Origin of the sequence: Vibrio ostreae (assembly GCF_019226825.1) — a bacterium.
In the GTDB taxonomy this organism is placed as follows: domain Bacteria; phylum Pseudomonadota; class Gammaproteobacteria; order Enterobacterales; family Vibrionaceae; genus Vibrio; species Vibrio ostreae.
In genome coordinates, this window is record NZ_CP076642.1 from 651,859 (window position 1) to 671,629 (window position 19,771).

A 19,771-nucleotide genomic window follows, 5' to 3' on the forward strand; every position below is an offset into this window, starting at 1 on the left:
CCAAACTTTATCCACTGTTTTTGTGGATAACTCACCTGTTCAGCTGATTCGGTTTTAATTAAACGCTTTATTTATAGGGACTAACAGCCGCTTGATCAGACTGCTGACCACCAGCGCCAATGTGCAAAACGTGACAACCGGAAGCATCAGCCAAAGCATAAAATGCACCGACGGCGTCAGCTCAAAGCCAAATTTCATCACACTGGCGACGACAATGTCGGCGCTGAGGCTGGCAACCAGACCGGCAATCAGCGCCATCAGGCCATATTCAGCCCAAATGGTACGTGTAACCCGCCTGCGACTGGCCCCTAGCGTGCGATAAAGCTGAATCTCCTGCTGGCGCTGACTCAAACTGAGCCGCAAGAGAGTGAAGATCAACAGGATCCCCGCCACAACCCCCCAACGCTGCCAACACGGTAATCGACCAAACGATCTGAGTCAGCAAATCCTGTATCTTGGCCCCCATAGAGCGAATATCAAGCAGACTGACCGTTGGATGGCTACGTGACAGCTGGTTGAGTAGTGGGTCATTTGTTGCTTCCACCCGAAAACTGACCAGCCAGCTGCCGGCAATGTCACGCATTACATCCGGCGTGAAGATAAAATAGAAGTTGGGCTTCATATCGCGCCACTCCACATGGCGAATGGTATTCACCACCGCTTCAAACCGCTGACTGTTAATAACAAACGTCAGGGTATCCCCGATCTTAAGTCCCAGATCGCGCGCCACATCCTCTTCAACCGAAACACCATTGGTCTTGGTCCACTGGCCGGACAGCACCTCATTGTACTCAGGCAGGCTGTCACCCCAGGTAAAGTTGAGCTCACGACGCAGTGCATCGGAACCTTCTTCACCCTGAGTCTGCGCCTTGGCATCGGTGCCGTTAATTTCAGTCAGACGGCCACGAATGATAGGAAACGCCTGCGAACGTGCAATCCCAGCTTCATCCAGAGTCGCAAGATATGCATCCTTTTCATACTCGGCGATGTTAAGCGCAAACGCATTCGGCGCATCCGGTGGCAGAGTTCTGCGCCAGTCAGACAACAAATCAGTGCGCACCAGCCATATTACCGCCAACAACATCAGAGACAGAGCCAGAGCACCAAATTGGATCCCTGTCGCCGTGCCGGAGCGGTTAATACGGCTTAATGCCAGCTTCATTGAAGTATTGAGAGGTAGCCTGGCCAGCAGACGCGTAATCGCGATACTCAGCACCGCAAGGACGGCAAACAACACCACAATACCGGCCAGAACTATCCACACCAGACGGTTTTGCCAGTAAACCAATACCATCGGCACTAAGGGCACCAGAATCAGAGCGAGATTCCAGCGTTTACGGCTCTGCTTTTGGGCCGGTTGCATCACACTGACCGCGCTGACACTGAGCAAATGTCCGAGCGGGATACCCAACGCAGGCACCGCAATCAACACACTCGAAACCAGAGCCACCAGCGCCGGGGTAATCCCATAACCTGGCAACGGATTAGGTAATAAATCCACCAGCGGAACCCGAAGCAGATATTCCAGACCGATACCAATCACAATGCCCATCACCGAAGCAAACGCGAGCAGCATGAGCACCTGCAGCGATAACCAGCGTCGAATCCAGTGTTTACTCGCCCCCAGACTTTTGAGCATTGCTATAGTGCGAATCCGGGTTGAGACATAGTGTTGACAAGTCAGCACCAGGGTCGTGGCCGCCATGATGATCACAATCGCCACCGTCAGCGACAAATATTGCTCCGTTCGTTCAAACACCTCATTAGTGCGACTTGCGCTATTCTGGTCAAGCCAGCGATCACTGGGTGAGAGTTCGACGGCAGATTTGAGCTGTTCAACCTGCTGGGGCTCTGCATTGATAAATAAACTGAAACGGACCCGACTGCCCAGTTGCAAGGCGCCGGTGCGCCCGACATCCTGCTGGTGAATAAAAGCAGATGGCATTTGCTGAAACGGGTTAAAGCTCAGACCCGGCTCTTCAACAATGCGCCCGTTGACAATGAAGTCCGCGTCACCCACCGTAATCTGATCGCCAATCTCAACGCCAAGCTGAGAGAAAATACGTTCATCAAGCCAGATTTGGCCTGGTTGAACCTGTGAATAAGTCTGCGTACCGTCTGACAGTTGCATTTCACCGCGCAGCGGATACTGGCTGTCCACCGCTTTAACCGTAATCAGCTGCATACTGTTGTCACTGAATGCCATAGTACGAAAACGGGTCATATTTGAGGTAGCAATGGCTTGCTGCTGCGTAAGCTGGGTTAAAGACTCCGGTATCGGGTTGGCCGACACAAACACGCTGTCGGCCGTGAGGGCATCTTTACCCTGTTTGACGACCACTTGCTCCATCCGGCTGGCCAAGGCTGTCAGAGCGAACACACAGGCAATGATCAGGGTCAGCGCGACCGAAATCGGCCACAACTGACCGTGGCGAATTTCGCTGAGGCTCCAGCGAATGAGACGGCGATTGAGCGCCGGGGCCGAGTCATGATTCATGTGCGTTCCTCCAACATTCCTGCCTGCATATGGAAACGACGCTGACAACGTGCCGCCAGTTTCGGGTCATGCGTCACCAGGATCAGTGTGGTGCCATGCTCACTATTGAGATCAAACAGCAGATCAATCACTTTCGCTGCAGTTTCCTGATCCAGGTTGCCGGTCGGCTCATCAGCAAACAGCACTTGCGGGCCAATCATAAACGCCCGTGCCAGGGCGACCCGCTGCTGCTCACCGCCGGATAACTGACCAGGCGAATGGTGAATACGATGTTCCAGCCCGACCGACGCGAGTAATGCCGTCGCACGTTCTTTGTCTTCTGCCTCGCCTTTGAGTAGGCAAGGCAGAGTGACATTTTCCAGCGCAGTCAGGCTGGGGATGAGAAGGAAACTTTGAAAAACAAACCCGACCGATTCACTGCGAATCGCGGCCCGCGCTTCGTCATCCAGGGCAGAAAGAGCCTGCCCGAGCAAGTGAACTTCTCCTCCACTCGGAGTGTCTAAGCCAGCAAGCAGGGTCATCAGCGTCGATTTACCCGCCCCCGAAGTACCGACAATAGCGACACTTTCTCCCTGATGAATCTGCAGATTCACTTCTTTAAGGATTGTTAATTGCTCCTGATTGGTGGAGACTACTTTGGATAATGATTGAGCTGAAATGACAGGTGTTTGCATGATTCGACGATTTTCCTTAATTCTGATTCTACTGTTTTCGGCCGGCGCAAACAGTCAAACCTTACTGGTTCTCGGTGACAGTTTGAGCGCGGGCTACCAAATGCCGATTGAGCAAGCCTGGCCCAGTCTACTCGGTGGTGCGCTCGAGGAAAAAGGCAAAAGTGTTTCAGTCATTAACGGCAGCATTTCCGGCGATACCACAGGCAATGGCCTGGCCCGTCTGCCCGCACTGCTCAAGCAGCACCAACCCGACACTGTGCTGATTGAACTTGGTGCGAATGACGGCCTGCGCGGCTTTCCGCCTAATGTGGTTGAAAACAACCTGCGTGCCATGATTGACCAAATCAAAGCAACCGACAGCCAGGTTATCCTGATGCAGATCCGCATCCCGCCTAACTACGGCCAGCGCTACAGTAACGCGATTGCCCAGCTCTATCCGGCGTTATCGGATGAGAAATCCGTGCCTTTGATCCCTTTTTTCCTCGAACAAGTGATCGTCAAGCCAGACTGGATGATGAACGACGGCTTACATCCTAAGCCTGAAGCACAGCCCTGGATCGCTGGCTTTATGGCAGAACAGCTTTCTCCGTTGCTCTAGATAGCTCCTTTGACTGAAAGAGCCCTTGCCGAAATGTTTACTTAAGAGCGGTTGCACTTGCTCAAAATTAAACCAACATTATATTTTTAAAACGAACAGTCATGAGCAACAGAACCGCACTTAAAAACACAACAACAGGAGGCGGGCCGCACTCAATCTGCTTCCTGTTTTATTATAGCCAGCCTGGTGGTATGAGCGGCATCTGCTGTCAACGCTCAGCCTGCTAAGACTTTTAAAACCCGGCTACCGCTTTTAGAGCTTTGCTACCGCTTTTAAAAACCTGCTCCAGCTTTAAAAACATAGCGCGTTTTCACCCATTCTGGTTCAGAACCCATTCAATCCTGGATAGCGGTTGAAGAGGCGTTCTCTGAGTTAAAATCCCCCTTTTAATGGTCTAGCTCAATAAACTTTACCCAGCTTTACGATAATGTAACGACTTACCCTACTTTAATTAAAAAGGTAATTCTCCATGCGCATTGAGCCTGTTATCCAGGGAGTGGTAGCTCGCACCGCTCATCCTTACGGTTGTGAACAAGCCGTATTACAACAAATTCAGTACGTTAAATCCGCAAAACCGATCACTGGCGGACCCAAACGGGTACTGATCCTTGGTGCTTCCTCTGGTTTTGGACTCGCAGCACGTATCGCGTTGACGTTTGGTGGTGCAAAAGCAGACACCATCGGGATCTCTTTTGAACGCGGGCCTTCAGAAAAAGGCGTTGGCAGTGCAGGTTTTTATAACAACCTGTACTTTACTGAATACGCGGAACGGGAAGGTCGCACCGCCGTCAATATCAATGGCGATGTGTTTTCCGCCGACGTGCGCACTCAGGTCATCGAAGCGATCGAAACCTACTTTGAAGGTGAAGTGGATTTGGTGATTTACAGCATCGCCAGCGGTATGCGTCGTCGGCCAGGCAGTGATCAGTTTTGGCACTCAGCGATTAAGCCGATTGGCGAGCCGGTATCCGGTTCGACTATTTTGCTGGAAAACGATCAATGGGTGGATGCCACTCTGGAACCGGCCAGTCAGGAAGAAATCGACAGCACACTGAGGGTGATGGGCGGCGAAGACTGGGAAAGCTGGATTGATACCCTGATCAACAACGAATCTGTGGCTCCGGGTTGTAAAACCATCGCCTTCTCTTATGTCGGACCGGAAGTCACCCATCCAATTTACCTTGATGGTACGCTGGGCCGGGCTAAAGTCGACCTGCATCAGACCAGCCACTCTCTTAACCTGAAACTGGCCAATTTTGACGGCGCAGCGTATGCCACTGTGTGTAAAGCTCTGGTCACCAAAGCCAGTGTGTTTATTCCCGGACTCAGCCCTTATATTCTGGCCCTGTATCGGGTGATGAAAGCGAAACAGACCCACGAAGGGTGTATCGAACAGATGCAGCGCCTGTTCAGCGATAAGCTGTATGGTCAGAACAAGGTTCCGGTTGATAGCGAGCGTCTGGTGCGGATGGATGACTGGGAACTCAATCCTGATACCCAGGAAAAAGTCCGCCAACTGCTCAGCGAAATGAACGGACACAACTTCCAACAAATCGGCGATTATGCCGGTTTCAAAGCGGAGTTTCTGCGATTGAATGGTTTTGGATTTGACAACATTGATTACAGTGCCGATGTCGACTTAGAACCCTTTAAAGCATTTATCTAGTCTGCAGTGCCAGATTTATTTTAATTAACGTCAATATGTGAAGATCCCGACCCTTTGTCGGGACTTTTTTTGTCTATCCCCACCAGTTCTTCTTATACTCAAACCAGTAGCCGCATGATTACAGAGCTCGGAGCGCTCACTCTTTATCGACTTGCTAAGGATGGCATTTATGTCGAAAGTAACCTCCCCAAAACCTTTGGTTTCAGACCAAATTCTCAATGGATGGCAGACTCTCATCAGTCAGTTGGCGGATTTTGCCAACGTATCACCCGCAATGATAACGCTCGGCCCATCGCTCAGTCATCACATATGCAGTTGCAGTAACAGCCGTAGCCTGGCCGATAAAAGGGCCAGCAAAGAGAACAGAGTGAAGGCCGCAAGCCGTCAGACCGCCCACTTATCACCATCGGAAGAGGCGTCACATATGGCATGGTTTGCCTCCGGAGATACAAAACGGTCGGGCACCAATTACGCACCATCTGCCGTTCTGACGTTGTGCTGGCCTGACGGAGAAACGTTCGGGGCTATCTGTTTACCTGAATTATCCTGTTTACCTGAATTATCCTATCTATCCGAATTATCGGCGGCGAAGTTATTGCATGATGATAAAGAATCGTCTGATAACGCCACGCTGGCGTACAACCACTACTTGCAGCTACTGAATGGCTTGCGACGCACGATTGAAACTCACCTGCACAGCCTGTGGCAACAACACTCACTGCAGCGAGAAAACGAGGAGCTGCAAACGCGTTTACAAAGTCGTACCCAGGATCTTGCCGCACTCAATTATTCCCTCAATCAGGAAATCGATAAGCGCCAGGCCGCGGAGCAATTATTAGCACATCAACATTTGCACGATGCCGGCACCGGCTTTTTTAATCAGCAGGGGTTGGAAAATCAACTCGAGCGCCTCCTGGCGGCGGACATCAATGCAGAAATAGCAGTGTTGCATCTTGGTTTTGCCAATGGCCGTCATTTACAAGCGCGCTTTGGCTATCAGGCCTGGGAGCAGATTTTGCGCCTGTATGCCAGACACATTGAGTCGAAGCCGGAACTTAACCTGACCATCGCTCGCCCCAGTGCAACCGATCTGGTATTGCTGATCGCCTCTTCACATCTCAGCTATCATCTCAACACCTTGTGCCATCAACTGCTCAATCTGCACCAGTCGGAATGGGAGTGGCAGCAACAACGTTTTCATCTGCATGCCTACGTCGGTATTGCTACCAGCCTCGACAGCCGTGATGTGCACGCCCTGCTTGAGCATGCGCATGGCGCCATGCTGGTGTGTAAAAACTCTGGCTATGGTTTTCACTACCACTCATCGGCGACAGAACAGACGTTCAGTCCGGGCAATGCATTCTCAGGCTCCCTGCAGCAGGCGCTGCAGGGGGACGAAATTGTCATGCTGTTTGCGCCTAAGGTACAGCCCAAATCGCGCCTTTGGGTCGGCGCCCAACCACAGCTGCGCTGGAAACATCCGCAACTTGGTGACATCCGCCACGATAGCCTGATGCTGATTGCCAGACAAAACGGCCTGGGTGCCGAACTGGGTAACTTTATTCTGCGCCAGGCCATAGAGACAGCGAGTCGCTGGTATAGTCAGTTCAGCCAGTTGACCATCGCCATTCCGTTGTCAGCACAACAGATGGAAAATGGCCAGCTCGCCTGGCAAATCGAAGCGCTGCTTAATGCTCATGATCTATCCGCCATCCATATCGAACTGGAAATACCGGAGCACGCGCTACAGGGCGATGACGTCACCCTGCGCAATACGCTGAGCAGCCTGCACGATATGGGGATTCATCTGACCTTAAGCGAGTTTGGTTCCGGGCCTACCTCTTTTCATCAACTTAAAATGCTGCCTTTCGATGGCATTAAGCTCGATAAACACTTTATGCGCCAGCTCTCCTCAGATCGTGGTGACCCATCCACCCTGCGTTCCGTTATTCATATCGCCAAAAAACTCGGGCTGCAAATCGCTCTGGAAGGGATTGACCACTCGGATCAGGAGACTTTTTTTAGCGCAGAGGGCTGTGATGTCGCTCAAGGCGCTTTGTATGCGCAGCCACTCACCGCCGAGGAGTTTGAACTGGTCATGTTTAATCAGCGTGAGTCGATTGCCAAATAAAATCTGCCCGCAGCGGACAACTTACAGGCGTGACGATGATTAAGCATCATCATGCCTTTACTCACAGGACACAGCTTCCTATAATCGCCCCCCTTTCTCTTTCTCAACGAGCGACCAAACGAGATGGATGTATTAACTGCTAATCTGAAAAAACTCGAAAAACAGAACTATCGGGCATATCAGCAAATTAAAGGCCAATATGATTTTGGTGATTTCACTCTGTACATCGACCATATTCAGTCTGATCCATATGCTTCTGCGTCTCGTTTGCGTTCCACCCGCGCCTGGTCACTGACCGGCCTGGAATGGCTGCGCGAAAAATCGGCGTCATACCAAATTGCCGCCCGTGACTTTATCGCGCGTACTTTCGCCGAACTGGCCAAACAAGAGAATGCACTGTCAATAGCTCTGACCGGTCAGACCGTGCTGGATAACACCGCCGTATTGTTTAACGATCAGGGCATCGAACTGCGTTTTCGCATGCACATGCCAGCTGAAGGCCGCAACATTCTCGCCAAGAAAGCACTCAATATTCTCACCTTCCACCTGCCAAAGTTCATTCGACGCGCCACACTGGAACGTGAACTGGACAAAGCAGCACTCATTCATCACTGTGAAGTCGTGGAAGATCAGGATGCGCTTCGCGCTCAACTTGCCGAGCATGGCCTGGTCGCCTTTGTTGCCAATGGCAGTATCCTGCCCCGCGTTGCCGGTAACTGTGATTTACCAATGAAAGATGCGGTTGCGTTTAGCGCGCCGTCATCGCTGAGCGTGACACTTGATACACCAAACCAGGGTCCATTGACCGGATTGGGTATTCGTAAAGGCATTACCCTGATTGTGGGTGGTGGTTTTCACGGCAAATCAACGTTGCTGACTGCGCTGGAACGTGCGATTTACAACCATATCCCCGGCGATGGTCGTGAGCGTATCGTGACCGATGCCAATGCGGTTAAAATCCGCGCCGAAGACGGTCGCTGCGTACACAGCCTGAACCTGGCTAACTACATCAACCATCTGCCGATGGGTAAAAGCACGACAGATTTCAGCACTCAGGATGCGTCTGGTTCGACGTCACAAGCAGCCTGGCTGCAGGAATCAATTGAAGCTGGCGCAAGCACTCTACTGATTGACGAAGACACCTCAGCCACCAACTTTATGATTCGCGATGAACGTATGCAGGCGCTGGTCAGTAAAGGTGATGAGCCGATTACGCCATTAGTTGACCGCATCGGTCAGCTGCGCAATGACCTCGATATCTCAACTCTGATCGTAATGGGCGGCTCCGGCGATTATCTGGACGTGGCAGATAGCGTGATTCAGATGCACGACTACCAGGCCGTGGACGTAACCGAAAAAGCCCGTCAGGTGATTGCTCAGCACCCGAGCGAACGTCGTAATGAATCAGAAAGTCCACTAGCAACCTTTGCGCCACGCAGTTTGAATCGTGCCGCGCTGCAGAAAATTCTGGCTGATGGTAATTTCCGTGTCGCGGCGAAAGGGGTTGATTCACTGCGCTTTGGTAAAGAATTTGCGGATCTGACCGCACTGGAGCAGCTTGAGTCATCCGCTCAGGTGCATGCTATCGGCTGGTTGTGGTTCCAACTGGCACAACTGCCAGGCTGGTCGAAGAACCCGGCCAAAGATATGGAAGCCATGCTGAGTGATCAATGGCACGTCGTGATGCCGAATCATGGCGATCTGGCGAAGCCACGTATTGTGGACGCGATGGCCGCACTAAACCGGATGCGTAAATCCCAGTTTAAAGCCTGTTAATTCTTTAATTCTAAGGCTCTGTTAACCCTCGCACATCCAGACTTATCGGAGCATTGTCAGAAGAACTGATACTGCAAAGAGCTTAAGCAACAAAGCAAAAAACATAAGGCTCGCGAAGTGAACATTCGCGAGCCTTTATTTATTGGCGCTTATATTAATTTGTGAGGCGATTCATCATCCTGACGCAGCACATTCCACGCCGCACACAAGACACGAAAACGCTCGGCATCACCGTTATCACGGTCCGGATGCCAGCGCAGGGCCAGTTTGCGCCAGGTCTTACGGATCTCAATCGCACTCGCATCGGCCTGCAGTTCAAACAGGCGCAGAGCGTCACTGCGTTCCAGACTTTGCAGATTATCGCCCCCCACAAAGCGGCGGTAACGGGTCCAGAACTCGTTAAGCAGGCGTTTAACCTCGCCCTCACTCGCTTCGTAATGTTCCCAACGGGTGTAGTAATCACGCAGGGGCTCTTCGGCATCAATCACATGGCTAGCATGCTGAAAATTCGCCATCAGAACAATGTCCATCGCCTCCACTTGCAGCCACTTTTTCGGGTAGAGGATTTCCTGCAACTGGTACAAGGCATTCATGATGAGAAAATTGCGTTTAAACAGATCCTTATCTGGTGCTTCATCCAGAACCGGAACCAGCTCCAACTCGCTGAGATGGGCCGCCAGAGTATGGACCTTCCAACCGGACGGTTGACGTTTCAGCACTTCCAAAATAGGCCATAGCAGCGGGTTTTCCATATAAGTCTGGAAGCCCGCACTCAGCGATTGTGTATCAGACATAATTAGCTCATTCAGCAAACTCTGCTTTAATTCAAATCTATACACTGCAATTTGTCGAGCAACCTCCGCTGACTGTGTGTCAGTTTTTGGACTCAGCTCTTTTTCTGATCAATCTCTGACACAAAAAAGCCAGCGTAATGCTGGCCTCAGATTGACTTTAGTAGGGTGGCTCGAGGTCAGATAACACCGAGCTCGCGCAGACGCTCCATCAAATAGCTGTGCGCCGTATAACGCTCAGACAGCACGACATCCGGCTTAGGATGCAGAAACAGCGGCAGTGAAATACGCGATTGAGTCTGGCGCTCACCGGTCGGATTAATAACGCGGTGTGTCGTGGACGGAAAGTAACCGCCGGACGCTTCCTGCAACATGTCACCGATATTGATAATCAGGTTACCAAAATCACAAGGCACATCGATCCATTCACCGTCACGGCCTTTCACCTGCAGGCCTGGCTCGTTCGAAGCCGGCAGCACTGTCAGCAGGTTGATGTCTTCATGCGCGGCAGCGCGAATCGCCCCCGGCTCCTCTGCACCACTCATTGGCGGGTAATGCAGCACGCGCAACAGTGTTTTCTCACTACTGCGGATCATTTCCGATAGCGCAACCGAAAAACGTTGTTGTACATCCGCCGGAGCATGCTCTTCCACCCAGGCCAGCAGAGTGGAAGCAAATTCATTCGCACGCTGGTAGTAATCAAGAATTTCGTCTTTCAGTTCTTGCGGAATCTGTCCCCACGGATAAACATGGAAGTATTCCTTGATGTCTTTAACGGTTTGACCCTTAGCGACCTCTGAAACCGATGGCGGAAAATAACCATCCTGGGTGTCGACATTAAACTGGAACTCATTCTTACGTTCTGAAGTAAAAAATTGATACCAGTTACGGTAGATAGACTCAACCAACTCTTTCGGGATCGGATGGTTTTTAAGAACTCCAAATCCGGTATTGCGCAGTGACTGTACGAACTGCTCCGGGGCATCTGGTGCCAGATAATCGATAGTTTCCAGTTTCATAACTTTACTTTTTGTTGTTTGCATCTGTGTGTAACGTTGTTGTTTGCATCTGTGTGTAACGATAAGCGCGCGATTTTAAGAGCCACTGTGCTGTAAAGCAAACGTTAATCGGAACTTGCGCCTTAAATCGGGCAAGTTTGGGCGAATTTCGCTGTTTTCAAGCAAATTGGTTATTTTTGGCCCGGCTGATTATATATTGAACTTTAGCTGAGTTGAAAAAAGTTTACGCGACTCTGACCAAATTTCCAGCGCAGACAATTGTACAGTGTTCATTAAAATGGCACCATGATAACAGCTAACTAACAAGGATGATAAAAACAGATGAGTGACAGCCCTTCTTTCCCGAAAAGTTTAATTGGCCTCAGTCTGGCTTACGCCATGGTGTTCCTGTTTTCTGCCATCGCGCCATCATCACGCTCAGTATGGATTGCGGAAATTGTCCCGGTGATGCTGATTCTGGCAGGGATATGGTGGACCTCCGCTCACCAAAGACTCAGTAAAACCGCCTACCTGCTGATGTTTGTCTGGCTGACCTTGCATACCATAGGAGCCAAATACACCTTTGCCGACGTACCGTTTGACTGGTTTAATCACCTAATCGGCTCAGAACGTAACAACTTTGATCGCGTTGCTCATTTTGCAATTGGCCTGTATGCCTACCCGATCGCCGAATATCTGATCCGCAAAAAACTGACCAACGGCTGGATTGCCGGCATGTTTGGCCTATTTTGTATTATGAGTATCGCTGCAGGTTATGAAATCATCGAATGGTGGTACGCGGACCTGGCCGGTGGAGAAGACGGCATTGCGTTTTTGGGTTCTCAAGGTGATATCTGGGATGCACAAAAAGACATGCTGTGCGATACCCTGGGCGCACTGACCGCCCTGTTGATCCTCAGCTGGCAATCGGCACGGCAGCCAAAACGTTTCGATTAAACCCGGCGCTGGCCTGGATGAAGCTGCTCAGCGGGGAGTGTTGTGCTCAATCCAGGCCAGGTAAGGGTGAAACCCTTCCACTATCGGTACCTGGACAATCTGCGGCACCTCATAGGAGTGCAGCGTAGCCAGTTCCCGCTCTAACTCGGCATAGCACGCTTTGCGGGTTTTGATCACCAGCAAGATTTCATCATCACAACACACCTCATCGTTCCACATATAGTGACTTTGAATCGGCATACTCTGCACGCAAGCAGCTAACTGCTTGGAAAGTAGGCTCTGGGTAATCTGCAGGGCATTTTCCTGACGATTGGTGGTGGTCAAAACGATACAAAATGCCTGGCTGTCCATAAATCCCTCCTTTATCGGGCGCTCTGTTATCTGCCTGACGATCTGCTATCTTGAGAACGGATACTGACATAATATCAAGCATATACCGACTTGTTATCGTCTGTCCTACCATTCTTTCATTGTGAGATCTCCGTAAAGTTTAACCGTGAGATCCAGCTAAAAGTGACTAGCGAGCTCCGGATAAACGTTCCGACGGAACAACAAATTGCGACAGGTTATCAATTTTGTCCAGAATCACCACTTGCTGATAAGTGGTACGGTTACGCTGGTTGAGCGGTTGCAACTGATAGGTAGTGACGCCAGCCAGAACCCCCGCTTCCACCCCTTTTGCGGTATCATCAACGTAAACACACTCGTCCAGTCTGAATCCCATATTCATCGCGCAGTAACGGATCAGGTCCGGCTCCGGTTTCCAGCTGTTGGCTTCGAAAGCAGAGAAAATACGCCCCTCGAAATAAGGCAGTAATCCCGCCAGTTTAAGGGCAAATTCGATACGTTTGGGTGGCGCGTTTGAAGCAACGCAAAACTCAACCTGATGGTGTCTGAGGGTGTCGAGCAAATGCACTGCACCTTCCATTGGCTGCAATTCGCGAATCAACAGACGTTTAACGGCACGGCGATAACGTGACTCGAGCAGGGTCAGGTCGGCACTCATCCCAACCAGTTCTAGGGTGGAATTTAGAATTTCGGCAATTTTCCCACCAGCGAAGTGAGCGGCCACATCATCAAATGTGAGTTCAACCCCCAAGTCGTTGAAGATGTTAACTAATGCCTCACAGCACAGACGTTCACTATCGACCAACGTACCTTCACAGTCGAAAATAACGCAGTTCGTTTTTTTGTCAGACATATACGCTCCTTTTTTAAGCAGTGTATCGTCAGACTGTGAAGGAGAGATGATCGATTGAAGGAAATGAAACCGCTCTCACAACTGTAAGATCAATTTCGCAACCAAGGTCACTTTTTAACCATCCAGAATCATTCTCTGTCTTGGTGCTGAAATACAACCAGACTAGCGTTGCCAGTAAACCTGGCCACTAAACTCATGTGCCTGACGCCATTTTGCCAGCACTGCCAGGGCAAATTCTTTTTCAGCACCAAATGGTTGCGCGTTTTTCACCACGATATCCGACACAAGAACCTGGTTATCTTGCTCAGTGACAATCGCCGCTGCCGCTGGCTGCCCATCGGCAAAGCCAAGATAAAGCGAACACGGTTGTGAATAGATGATTTGAGTAAAAAACTCCACCAACAGGCTTTGTTGCTGTTCGGAATCAAACTGGGTCGCTTGCAGAAGTGCGAACATAATCGTCAGGCGATGAAAGTCGACCAAATAGATATCATCCAGCACCACATCGGGCTGCAACGCGGAAACGCTGAGTTCTTCAACCTGGCGTGATTCAATCAGCGCCTGGTACAGCGAGCGCCCCTGCAGGCTTTCCGCTGTCGGGTATTCGACGTCTACCTGGCTCCAAAGCCATTGATTTTTGGTATCAACAATTGGAAGAGATGACTGGATCATAAGACCTTACTTCTTTTTATAGGACAATACATCATAAGCTGGCCAATCATCTCACACATGGCGGGATAGTAAGCGAAGCGTCGTAGGCTGCAGTCTATCACAACTCAGGCTGGTGTTTCATAAAACCTCGGTCTTGCGGAAAAGATAACAACATCGCCCTATTCTCACCACATGGCTCTGTCATTCTCAACACATGCTGCTATCATATTTCCAGCATAAACAGTTGGAATAGTAATATGATCAAGAAATTAGCAGCGGTTGCCCTGTGTGCTCTGGCATTAGCCGGTTGTGACCGTTCCGAAGTCGGTGATGTCAGCCTGGGGCTGTTCACGACAAAAGACATTAAACTCAATAATTTAACTGACCCTTTAGTACCAGGTGTCACCTGTCACATCGCCAGTATCGAAGCCGATTTGAGCCTGGCTGACCCGTCTGATTCATCGATTGCCTGTCGTCAGACCGGAGAAATTACCCCGGAGATGATTGCTCAGATCGACAAATCCAAATCCGGCGAAGTTGTATTCCGCAAATCGAAAAGTATCTTCTTCAAAACGATGAAAATTCGTCGTATTTTCGATGAGCAAACCCAGACATTAATGTACGTGTCTTACTCGACCAAAGAGACCTCAGGCAGCTTTAAGCACAGCCTGTCGACCGTGCCGTTGTGGGGAACAAAAGCTTACAACGCGTTTCCGGCCGAGACATCTCAATAAGCAAGATGTAAATACAATAAGCAGGTGCAAAAAAACAAACCGGTAACCCACTGCGCCATTAAAATACAAGCATCACGCGGCCCGACTTGAGTCGCGTGATATTTACCAAGAAATGAAATGTAAAAATGAAACTTCAGTGAATTTTTTGTGATACTATTCGCGAAATTTTCCCATTTTGCCCACTTAACCGATGAAGTTTCCTGGACAACGCAAATCTAAACACTATTTCCCTACCAGCACCCGTGATCCTTTGGTCAATCAGCTGCGTGAAACCCCGACCATGCACCGTCCGACTATCGTCGGCATCGGCCAGACCATGGTGGATATCGAAGCCAAAGTAGATGACGAGTTCATCGCAAAATATAATCTGAGTAAAGGCCATTCGCTGGTGCTTGAAGAAGCACAAGCTGAAGCGCTCTATCAGGAGCTGGTTGAAAGAAATCTGATCACCCATCAGCACCCGGGCGATACCATTGGCAATACTCTGCACAACTACTCGGTACTCGCCGACAGCAAATCCGTACTGCTTGGTGTGATGTCAAAGAACATCGAAGTTGGCTCTTACGCGTACCGTTACCTGTGCAGTACATCGTCCCGGATGAACCTCAACTACCTGCAGACAGTCGATGGCCCGATTGGTCGCTGCTACACCCTGATCTCAGAAGACGGTGAGCGTACTTTTGCTATCAATGAAGGTCAGATGAACCAGCTGCGTCCGGAAAGTATTCCGCAACGAGTATTTGAGAAAGCCTCTGCGTTAGTCGTGTCATCTTATCTGATGCGCGGCAAACCGGAAGATCCGATGCCAAAAGCGGTACAGCGTGCGATTGAACTGGCGAAGAAAAACTCGGTTCCTGTCGTCCTGACTCTCGGCACCAAATACGTGATTGAAGGTAATCAGGCCTGGTGGCAAGAATACCTGAAAGAGAACGTCACGGTTCTGGCGATGAACGAAGATGAAGGCGCAGCACTGACCGGCTTTAGCGATCCGCTGCAAGCCGCGGACAAAGCACTGGACTGGGTCGATATGGTGCTGTGCACTGCAGGGCCAATTGGCCTGTATATGGCCGGTTATGTGGATGATGCGGTCAAACGCAGCACCGAACTGCCTCTGCTGCCAGGCCATATTGCTGAGTTTAACCAGTATGAATTCAGCCGTGCGATGCGTCAGCAGGATTGTTCACAGCCTGTTCGTATATACTCCCATATCGGCCCGTATCTGGGTGGTCCGCTGAAAATCAAGAACACCAACGGAGCCGGAGACGGAGCGTTGTCGGCACTACTGCATGACATGGCAGCGAATAGCTACCACCTCAAGAATGTGCCAAACTCCGCCAAGCACGATCGTCACTATCTGACCTATTCATCACTGTCGCAGGTGTGTAAATACGCCAACCGAGTCAGTTATGAAGTACTGACTCAGCACTCTCCTCGCCTGTCGCGCGCATTGCCGGAACGAGAAGACAGCCTGGAAGAAGCTTACTGGGACCGGTAATCGGAGCTGATTAGGGTTAACGCGGCGCAGTGTAATGACTGAGCAGCCACTACAAAAAGCATATTTAAGCGGTCTTCGGACCGCTTTTGCGTTCTTAGCCGGTCATGGTTTCGCGCTAAACAGAGATAATTTTGACTCAAATCAGGAAAAAAATACAATATAATCCGAATGATATATAAACAATTTCGACTTATCATAAAAGCTGGCGCCAGGAAACCGTCAATGCAGTAAGACATGCGCAATCGCACGCTTATTAGTAGAGAATAATTTCATAATTGAGACATCGTTTCATAAACGTTATCATGGTTGCATAAAATAAAAAGTAACTTCAATACGTTCAGTTTGCCCTTGCCGCTACATGAGTAGCCATTTTCATCGTTAAGCTCGAATCAATGCGATTCTAAAAAGAGCCAGGTACATTTGTTATGCCATTGACGCAGGGACTGTCCCAAGGCACGAACCCCAACCTCACCGATACCCAGAAAAAACGCCTGGTGCATATTTTTGATATCGTCAGTGAAGGTATATTTCATATGGATAGTCAGGGCTGTTTAACTTTTTACAACCCTGATTTTTACCAACAATTTGGTTTTAGCGCTCATACTATTCAGTTGGAAGAATGGTACGCTGTTGTGCACCCGCAAGATCGCGCCATGCTGAAAAAAGGGTGCTTGAACACCTGACCAACCACAATCAAGTGACCTCGCATTACCGGGTTCGTAAAACTAACGGTCAATACATCTGGCTTGAAGGTATCGCTATCAATCGCGAGTTGAACGGCGACAGATTTATGGTCGGCTATCATCGCGACATCTCTGATCAAAAATTGATGGAGACTTTCCTTAATCAGGCAGCCTACTACGACAGTATCTCCGGCCTGGGCAATATGACCAAACTGCTCAAAGATATTGATAACGCAAAACAGGACACTCAAGCCTCTAGCACACTGATTTATCTGCAGATTGACGATATTAAATCTTACGAAAATCAGTATGGCAGCGAAGTCAATGAACATGTCCTGCAACACGTTATTGCCGCATTAAACGGAATCCGATGTGAAGACGGTGACTTTTACCGTGTACGCTCGGACGATTTTGCGATCCTGTTACACCGTACCGACAGCGATACCGCACTGCGCGCTTTGTGTCAGGACATATTGCAACGCTACACCAAATCGGTCCAAGAGCAAGGCCACCTTTTTGGCAACCATGTGAGTATTGGCCTTTATCCGGCGTTCAGCAACGAAGACACGGCCGAAGAGATCGTCAATATCGCCTCACGCACTTGCCAGTATGCACGTGAAACCAACCGCTCACGGGTTGAACTGTACAGTGGAAAAACACAAAAACGCGTGGATCGCTATTTCTTCATTGAACGCGGACTGAAAGAAGCTCTGAGTTCACGCTCTTTGTCGGTCAAATTCCAGCCAATACTCAACGCCCAGACCGGGCAGGTTTCTAGTTTTGAAGCCTTGGTACGCTGGCGTTCTAAAGAATTTGGTGAAATCTTTCCGGATGAGTTTATTCCGGTGGCCGAGAAGAAAGGCCTGATCACAGATGTAGGCTATCAGGTATTTGGCAAAGCGTGTGAATTCATCGAACGCTATAACAGAATTAACGGGCTGAGTATCCGGGTCAACATCAATGTATCGGTATTGCAGTTACTCAATACCGCTTTCCCTGCCACGATACAAAAAATGGCCGAGCAAGCCGGAATCGCTCCGCAATCTATCGTGCTCGAGCTGACCGAAACCGTGATTCTGGATGGTAACAAGAACGCACTCGAGCAATTAGTCACTCTTAGCAACCTGGGATTTCAGCTCTCTCTGGATGACTTCGGCAGCGGCTTCAGCTCAATCAACAGTTTTTTCGATCTGCCGCTCAATCAAATCAAAATCGATCGCTCAATGGCCGCTAAAACGTTGACTAATCAATCATCTGAACAATATCTGCAATTTATCATTCAGCTTTCTAAAAGCAAAGGCGTCGATATTGTGATTGAAGGGATTGAGACCGGATCCATGTATCAGAAATTCAAGGCAATGGGCGCATCGTACCTACAGGGTTACTGGTTTTCCAAGCCTCTGTCGCTCGCGAGTGCCAGCCGTTATACCTTGTCGAGCAATCTTACACTAAACAAGGACTAAGTTGTGAGGTAGCTCAGATTAACTCTGCAGGTCACAAATGATTCATGGCTTCAGAGTGGATTTTAGTGATATTGCTCCATATTATCGCCGAAACATAAGGAATTGTTTCAGCGTATGATCCTCAATCAGACTCCTCTCTCGACTTCATCATCGTTTCATCTTGAAGTGAAATGCCTGCTGTTTACGCTGGTGATCATTTTTTTGATCAATACTCCGATGCGTTTTATCAAAGCTGACAAGCAGGCAGACTTCAGTATGCAACTCAGCACGCTACAAGACACCCTGTTACTCAAGCGCTCTACGGCAGATAGCCTGCTTGCCCTGGCCGATACTCAGATCGCCATCGATTACTTTAGCGAACCACAACAGTTTAATGATGTTTCAAAGCAGCTGCTAAGCACACAAACCTTGGTTAAGTCCCTGAAAATTATCTCGACGCAACCCGATGACACACGCTACGCCAGATTAATCGAGCAATATAACCGTTATTACACCAGTGACCTGAACAAACAGCAAATACAACTGTTTATCGCCCCTCATTCCCGCCTTTTAACCGAGTTTAAAGCGCTCTATCAGGGCACTCGTCACATCGGCTATCTGGTGCTTGAAGCTGACCTGAGTGAATTCTCTGAAGTGTCGCGTAAGGATATCCTATTGCTGGGAGAGGACGGCACTGTCTATTCAAGCACTGACCGAAGCTTAAAGGCCTTGGACTCAATCGCCAGCAAATATCCCCAGGCCTGGCGCGACCTGCAACTCAGCAACCGTAACGCCGGAATCATGGAATATGACGATGTCAGTTTTATTTACCGTAAATTTAAGCTGGTCAGTAATCACACCAGTTACCTAATCAAAGTGGTTGATAATCATGAGCTGGTGCCCCCCTACTTTTATCTGGTGCTGCTCTTGGGCAGTATCACGGCCGGGGTAAGTCTCTACCTCTATCGGTTACGCAAAGACAAGCTGGAGCTGACTAAAATCACCTATACCGATGAACTGTCCGGCCTTCACAACCGCCACTATCTGAAAAAAGTCAGTGCGCAACTTACCGCACAACAAGGCTACTACGCCTGTATTCTCGATATCGATCATTTTAAAGCGGTTAATGATAAATACGGCCATGATATTGGCGATCAAGTGATCAAGCGCGTCTCATCAGTAATAAAAAGCCGGATAAGAATCACCGATTACGCCTTTCGTTTTGGCGGTGAAGAGTTCGTTGTGGTGGTCAAAACCGAATCGGCGCAGCAGGCAGTCAACATCTTTGAGCGCATCGGAGACGATGTCGCCCGTTTTATCCAGAAACCCAACGTGACGATTTCGGGCGGTGTCTGGCCGGTGAACGACTCACTTGACGAGGCACTTAAGCAAGCAGATGTCTTGCTGTATCAGGCAAAACAGAATGGCCGAAACCTGATCATCAGTCAGGCAGCGTAAGGTAAAGCCGTAATCAAGA

The 19,771-nt window shown here is 49.7% G+C and carries 14 protein-coding genes and 2 pseudogenes; 9 read left to right on the forward strand and 7 right to left on the reverse strand.

Features of this window, described 5'->3' with window-relative positions; all coding sequences use genetic code 11:
• Positions 1 to 54: 54 nt before the first annotated feature.
• Positions 55 to 2,497 (reverse strand): annotated as a pseudogene (locus KNV97_RS02820) (ABC transporter permease).
• Positions 2,494 to 3,171 (reverse strand): ABC transporter ATP-binding protein, encoded by a 678-nt coding sequence (locus KNV97_RS02825; RefSeq protein WP_136483935.1) that lies wholly within the window; start codon positions 3,169 to 3,171, stop codon positions 2,494 to 2,496. The pseudogene KNV97_RS02820 and the gene KNV97_RS02825 overlap by 4 nt, the downstream one beginning before the upstream one ends.
• Between KNV97_RS02825 and tesA the strand changes: the two genes are divergently transcribed.
• From tesA to KNV97_RS02845, 4 genes are all read left to right on the forward strand, one after another.
• Complete coding sequence (gene tesA, locus KNV97_RS02830; RefSeq protein ID WP_136483934.1) at positions 3,170 to 3,769, forward strand: multifunctional acyl-CoA thioesterase I/protease I/lysophospholipase L1; 600 nt, start codon at positions 3,170 to 3,172, stop codon at positions 3,767 to 3,769. The two genes, KNV97_RS02825 and tesA, sit on opposite strands and share 2 nt — an antisense overlap.
• A 469-nt stretch (positions 3,770 to 4,238) precedes the next feature.
• Positions 4,239 to 5,435 carry an enoyl-ACP reductase FabV gene (gene fabV, locus KNV97_RS02835; protein WP_218562076.1) on the forward strand — a complete coding sequence of 399 codons (1,197 nt, stop codon included), beginning with the start codon at positions 4,239 to 4,241 and terminating at the stop codon, positions 5,433 to 5,435.
• Positions 5,436 to 5,604: 169 nt separating this feature from the next.
• Positions 5,605 to 7,566, forward strand: a complete 1,962-nt coding sequence (locus tag KNV97_RS02840; RefSeq protein WP_218562077.1) for a bifunctional diguanylate cyclase/phosphodiesterase — start codon at positions 5,605 to 5,607, stop codon at positions 7,564 to 7,566.
• Positions 7,567 to 7,689: 123 nt separating this feature from the next.
• A complete protein-coding gene (locus KNV97_RS02845) occupies positions 7,690 to 9,342 on the forward strand; it encodes an ABC-ATPase domain-containing protein (RefSeq protein ID WP_218562078.1) in 1,653 nt (550 codons plus the stop codon).
• Positions 9,343 to 9,491: 149 nt separating this feature from the next.
• On the opposite strand, the gene KNV97_RS02850 is transcribed toward KNV97_RS02845, so the two are convergent.
• Both KNV97_RS02850 and KNV97_RS02855 read right to left on the reverse strand, forming a co-directional pair.
• Entirely contained in the window at positions 9,492 to 10,136 is a 645-nt protein-coding gene (locus KNV97_RS02850; protein WP_218562079.1) for a DNA-J related domain-containing protein, read from the reverse strand.
• 176 nt (positions 10,137 to 10,312) lie between these two features.
• A complete protein-coding gene (locus KNV97_RS02855; RefSeq protein WP_136483929.1) occupies positions 10,313 to 11,152 on the reverse strand; it encodes an isopenicillin N synthase family dioxygenase in 840 nt (279 codons plus the stop codon).
• A gap of 321 nt (positions 11,153 to 11,473) precedes the next feature.
• Here KNV97_RS02855 and KNV97_RS02860 point away from each other — a divergent pair, with 321 nt between their 5' ends.
• Positions 11,474 to 12,088 (forward strand): DUF2238 domain-containing protein, encoded by a 615-nt coding sequence (locus KNV97_RS02860; protein ID WP_218562080.1) that lies wholly within the window; start codon positions 11,474 to 11,476, stop codon positions 12,086 to 12,088.
• A gap of 27 nt (positions 12,089 to 12,115) precedes the next feature.
• Here the strand turns inward: KNV97_RS02860 and cutA are convergent, their stop codons facing one another.
• The 3 genes from cutA to KNV97_RS02875 all read right to left on the reverse strand — a co-directional run bounded on the left by cutA (position 12,116) and on the right by KNV97_RS02875 (position 13,961).
• Complete coding sequence (gene cutA / locus KNV97_RS02865) at positions 12,116 to 12,439, reverse strand: divalent-cation tolerance protein CutA (RefSeq protein WP_136483927.1); 324 nt, start codon at positions 12,437 to 12,439, stop codon at positions 12,116 to 12,118.
• A 166-nt stretch (positions 12,440 to 12,605) separates the two neighbouring features.
• Positions 12,606 to 13,289, reverse strand: coding sequence for an HAD-IA family hydrolase (locus KNV97_RS02870; protein WP_136483926.1), 684 nt, complete (start codon positions 13,287 to 13,289; stop codon positions 12,606 to 12,608).
• Positions 13,290 to 13,451: 162 nt separating this feature from the next.
• Complete coding sequence (locus KNV97_RS02875) at positions 13,452 to 13,961, reverse strand: hypothetical protein (RefSeq protein ID WP_218562081.1); 510 nt, start codon at positions 13,959 to 13,961, stop codon at positions 13,452 to 13,454.
• A gap of 236 nt (positions 13,962 to 14,197) precedes the next feature.
• Here KNV97_RS02875 and KNV97_RS02880 point away from each other — a divergent pair, with 236 nt between their 5' ends.
• The 4 genes and pseudogenes from KNV97_RS02880 to KNV97_RS02895 all read left to right on the forward strand — a co-directional run bounded on the left by KNV97_RS02880 (position 14,198) and on the right by KNV97_RS02895 (position 19,752).
• Positions 14,198 to 14,674: a CreA family protein gene (locus KNV97_RS02880; RefSeq protein WP_136483924.1), complete on the forward strand. Its 477-nt coding sequence runs from the start codon at positions 14,198 to 14,200 to the stop codon at positions 14,672 to 14,674.
• A gap of 190 nt (positions 14,675 to 14,864) precedes the next feature.
• A complete protein-coding gene (locus KNV97_RS02885) occupies positions 14,865 to 16,169 on the forward strand; it encodes an inosine/guanosine kinase (RefSeq protein ID WP_136483923.1) in 1,305 nt (434 codons plus the stop codon).
• 425 nt (positions 16,170 to 16,594) lie between these two features.
• Positions 16,595 to 18,315 (forward strand): annotated as a pseudogene (locus tag KNV97_RS02890) (sensor domain-containing protein).
• Between the two features lie 114 nt (positions 18,316 to 18,429).
• The gene (locus KNV97_RS02895) at positions 18,430 to 19,752 is read left to right on the forward strand and encodes a GGDEF domain-containing protein (protein WP_218562082.1); all 1,323 of its coding nucleotides are present in this window, start codon (positions 18,430 to 18,432) and stop codon (positions 19,750 to 19,752) included.
• Positions 19,753 to 19,771 lie beyond the last annotated feature (19 nt).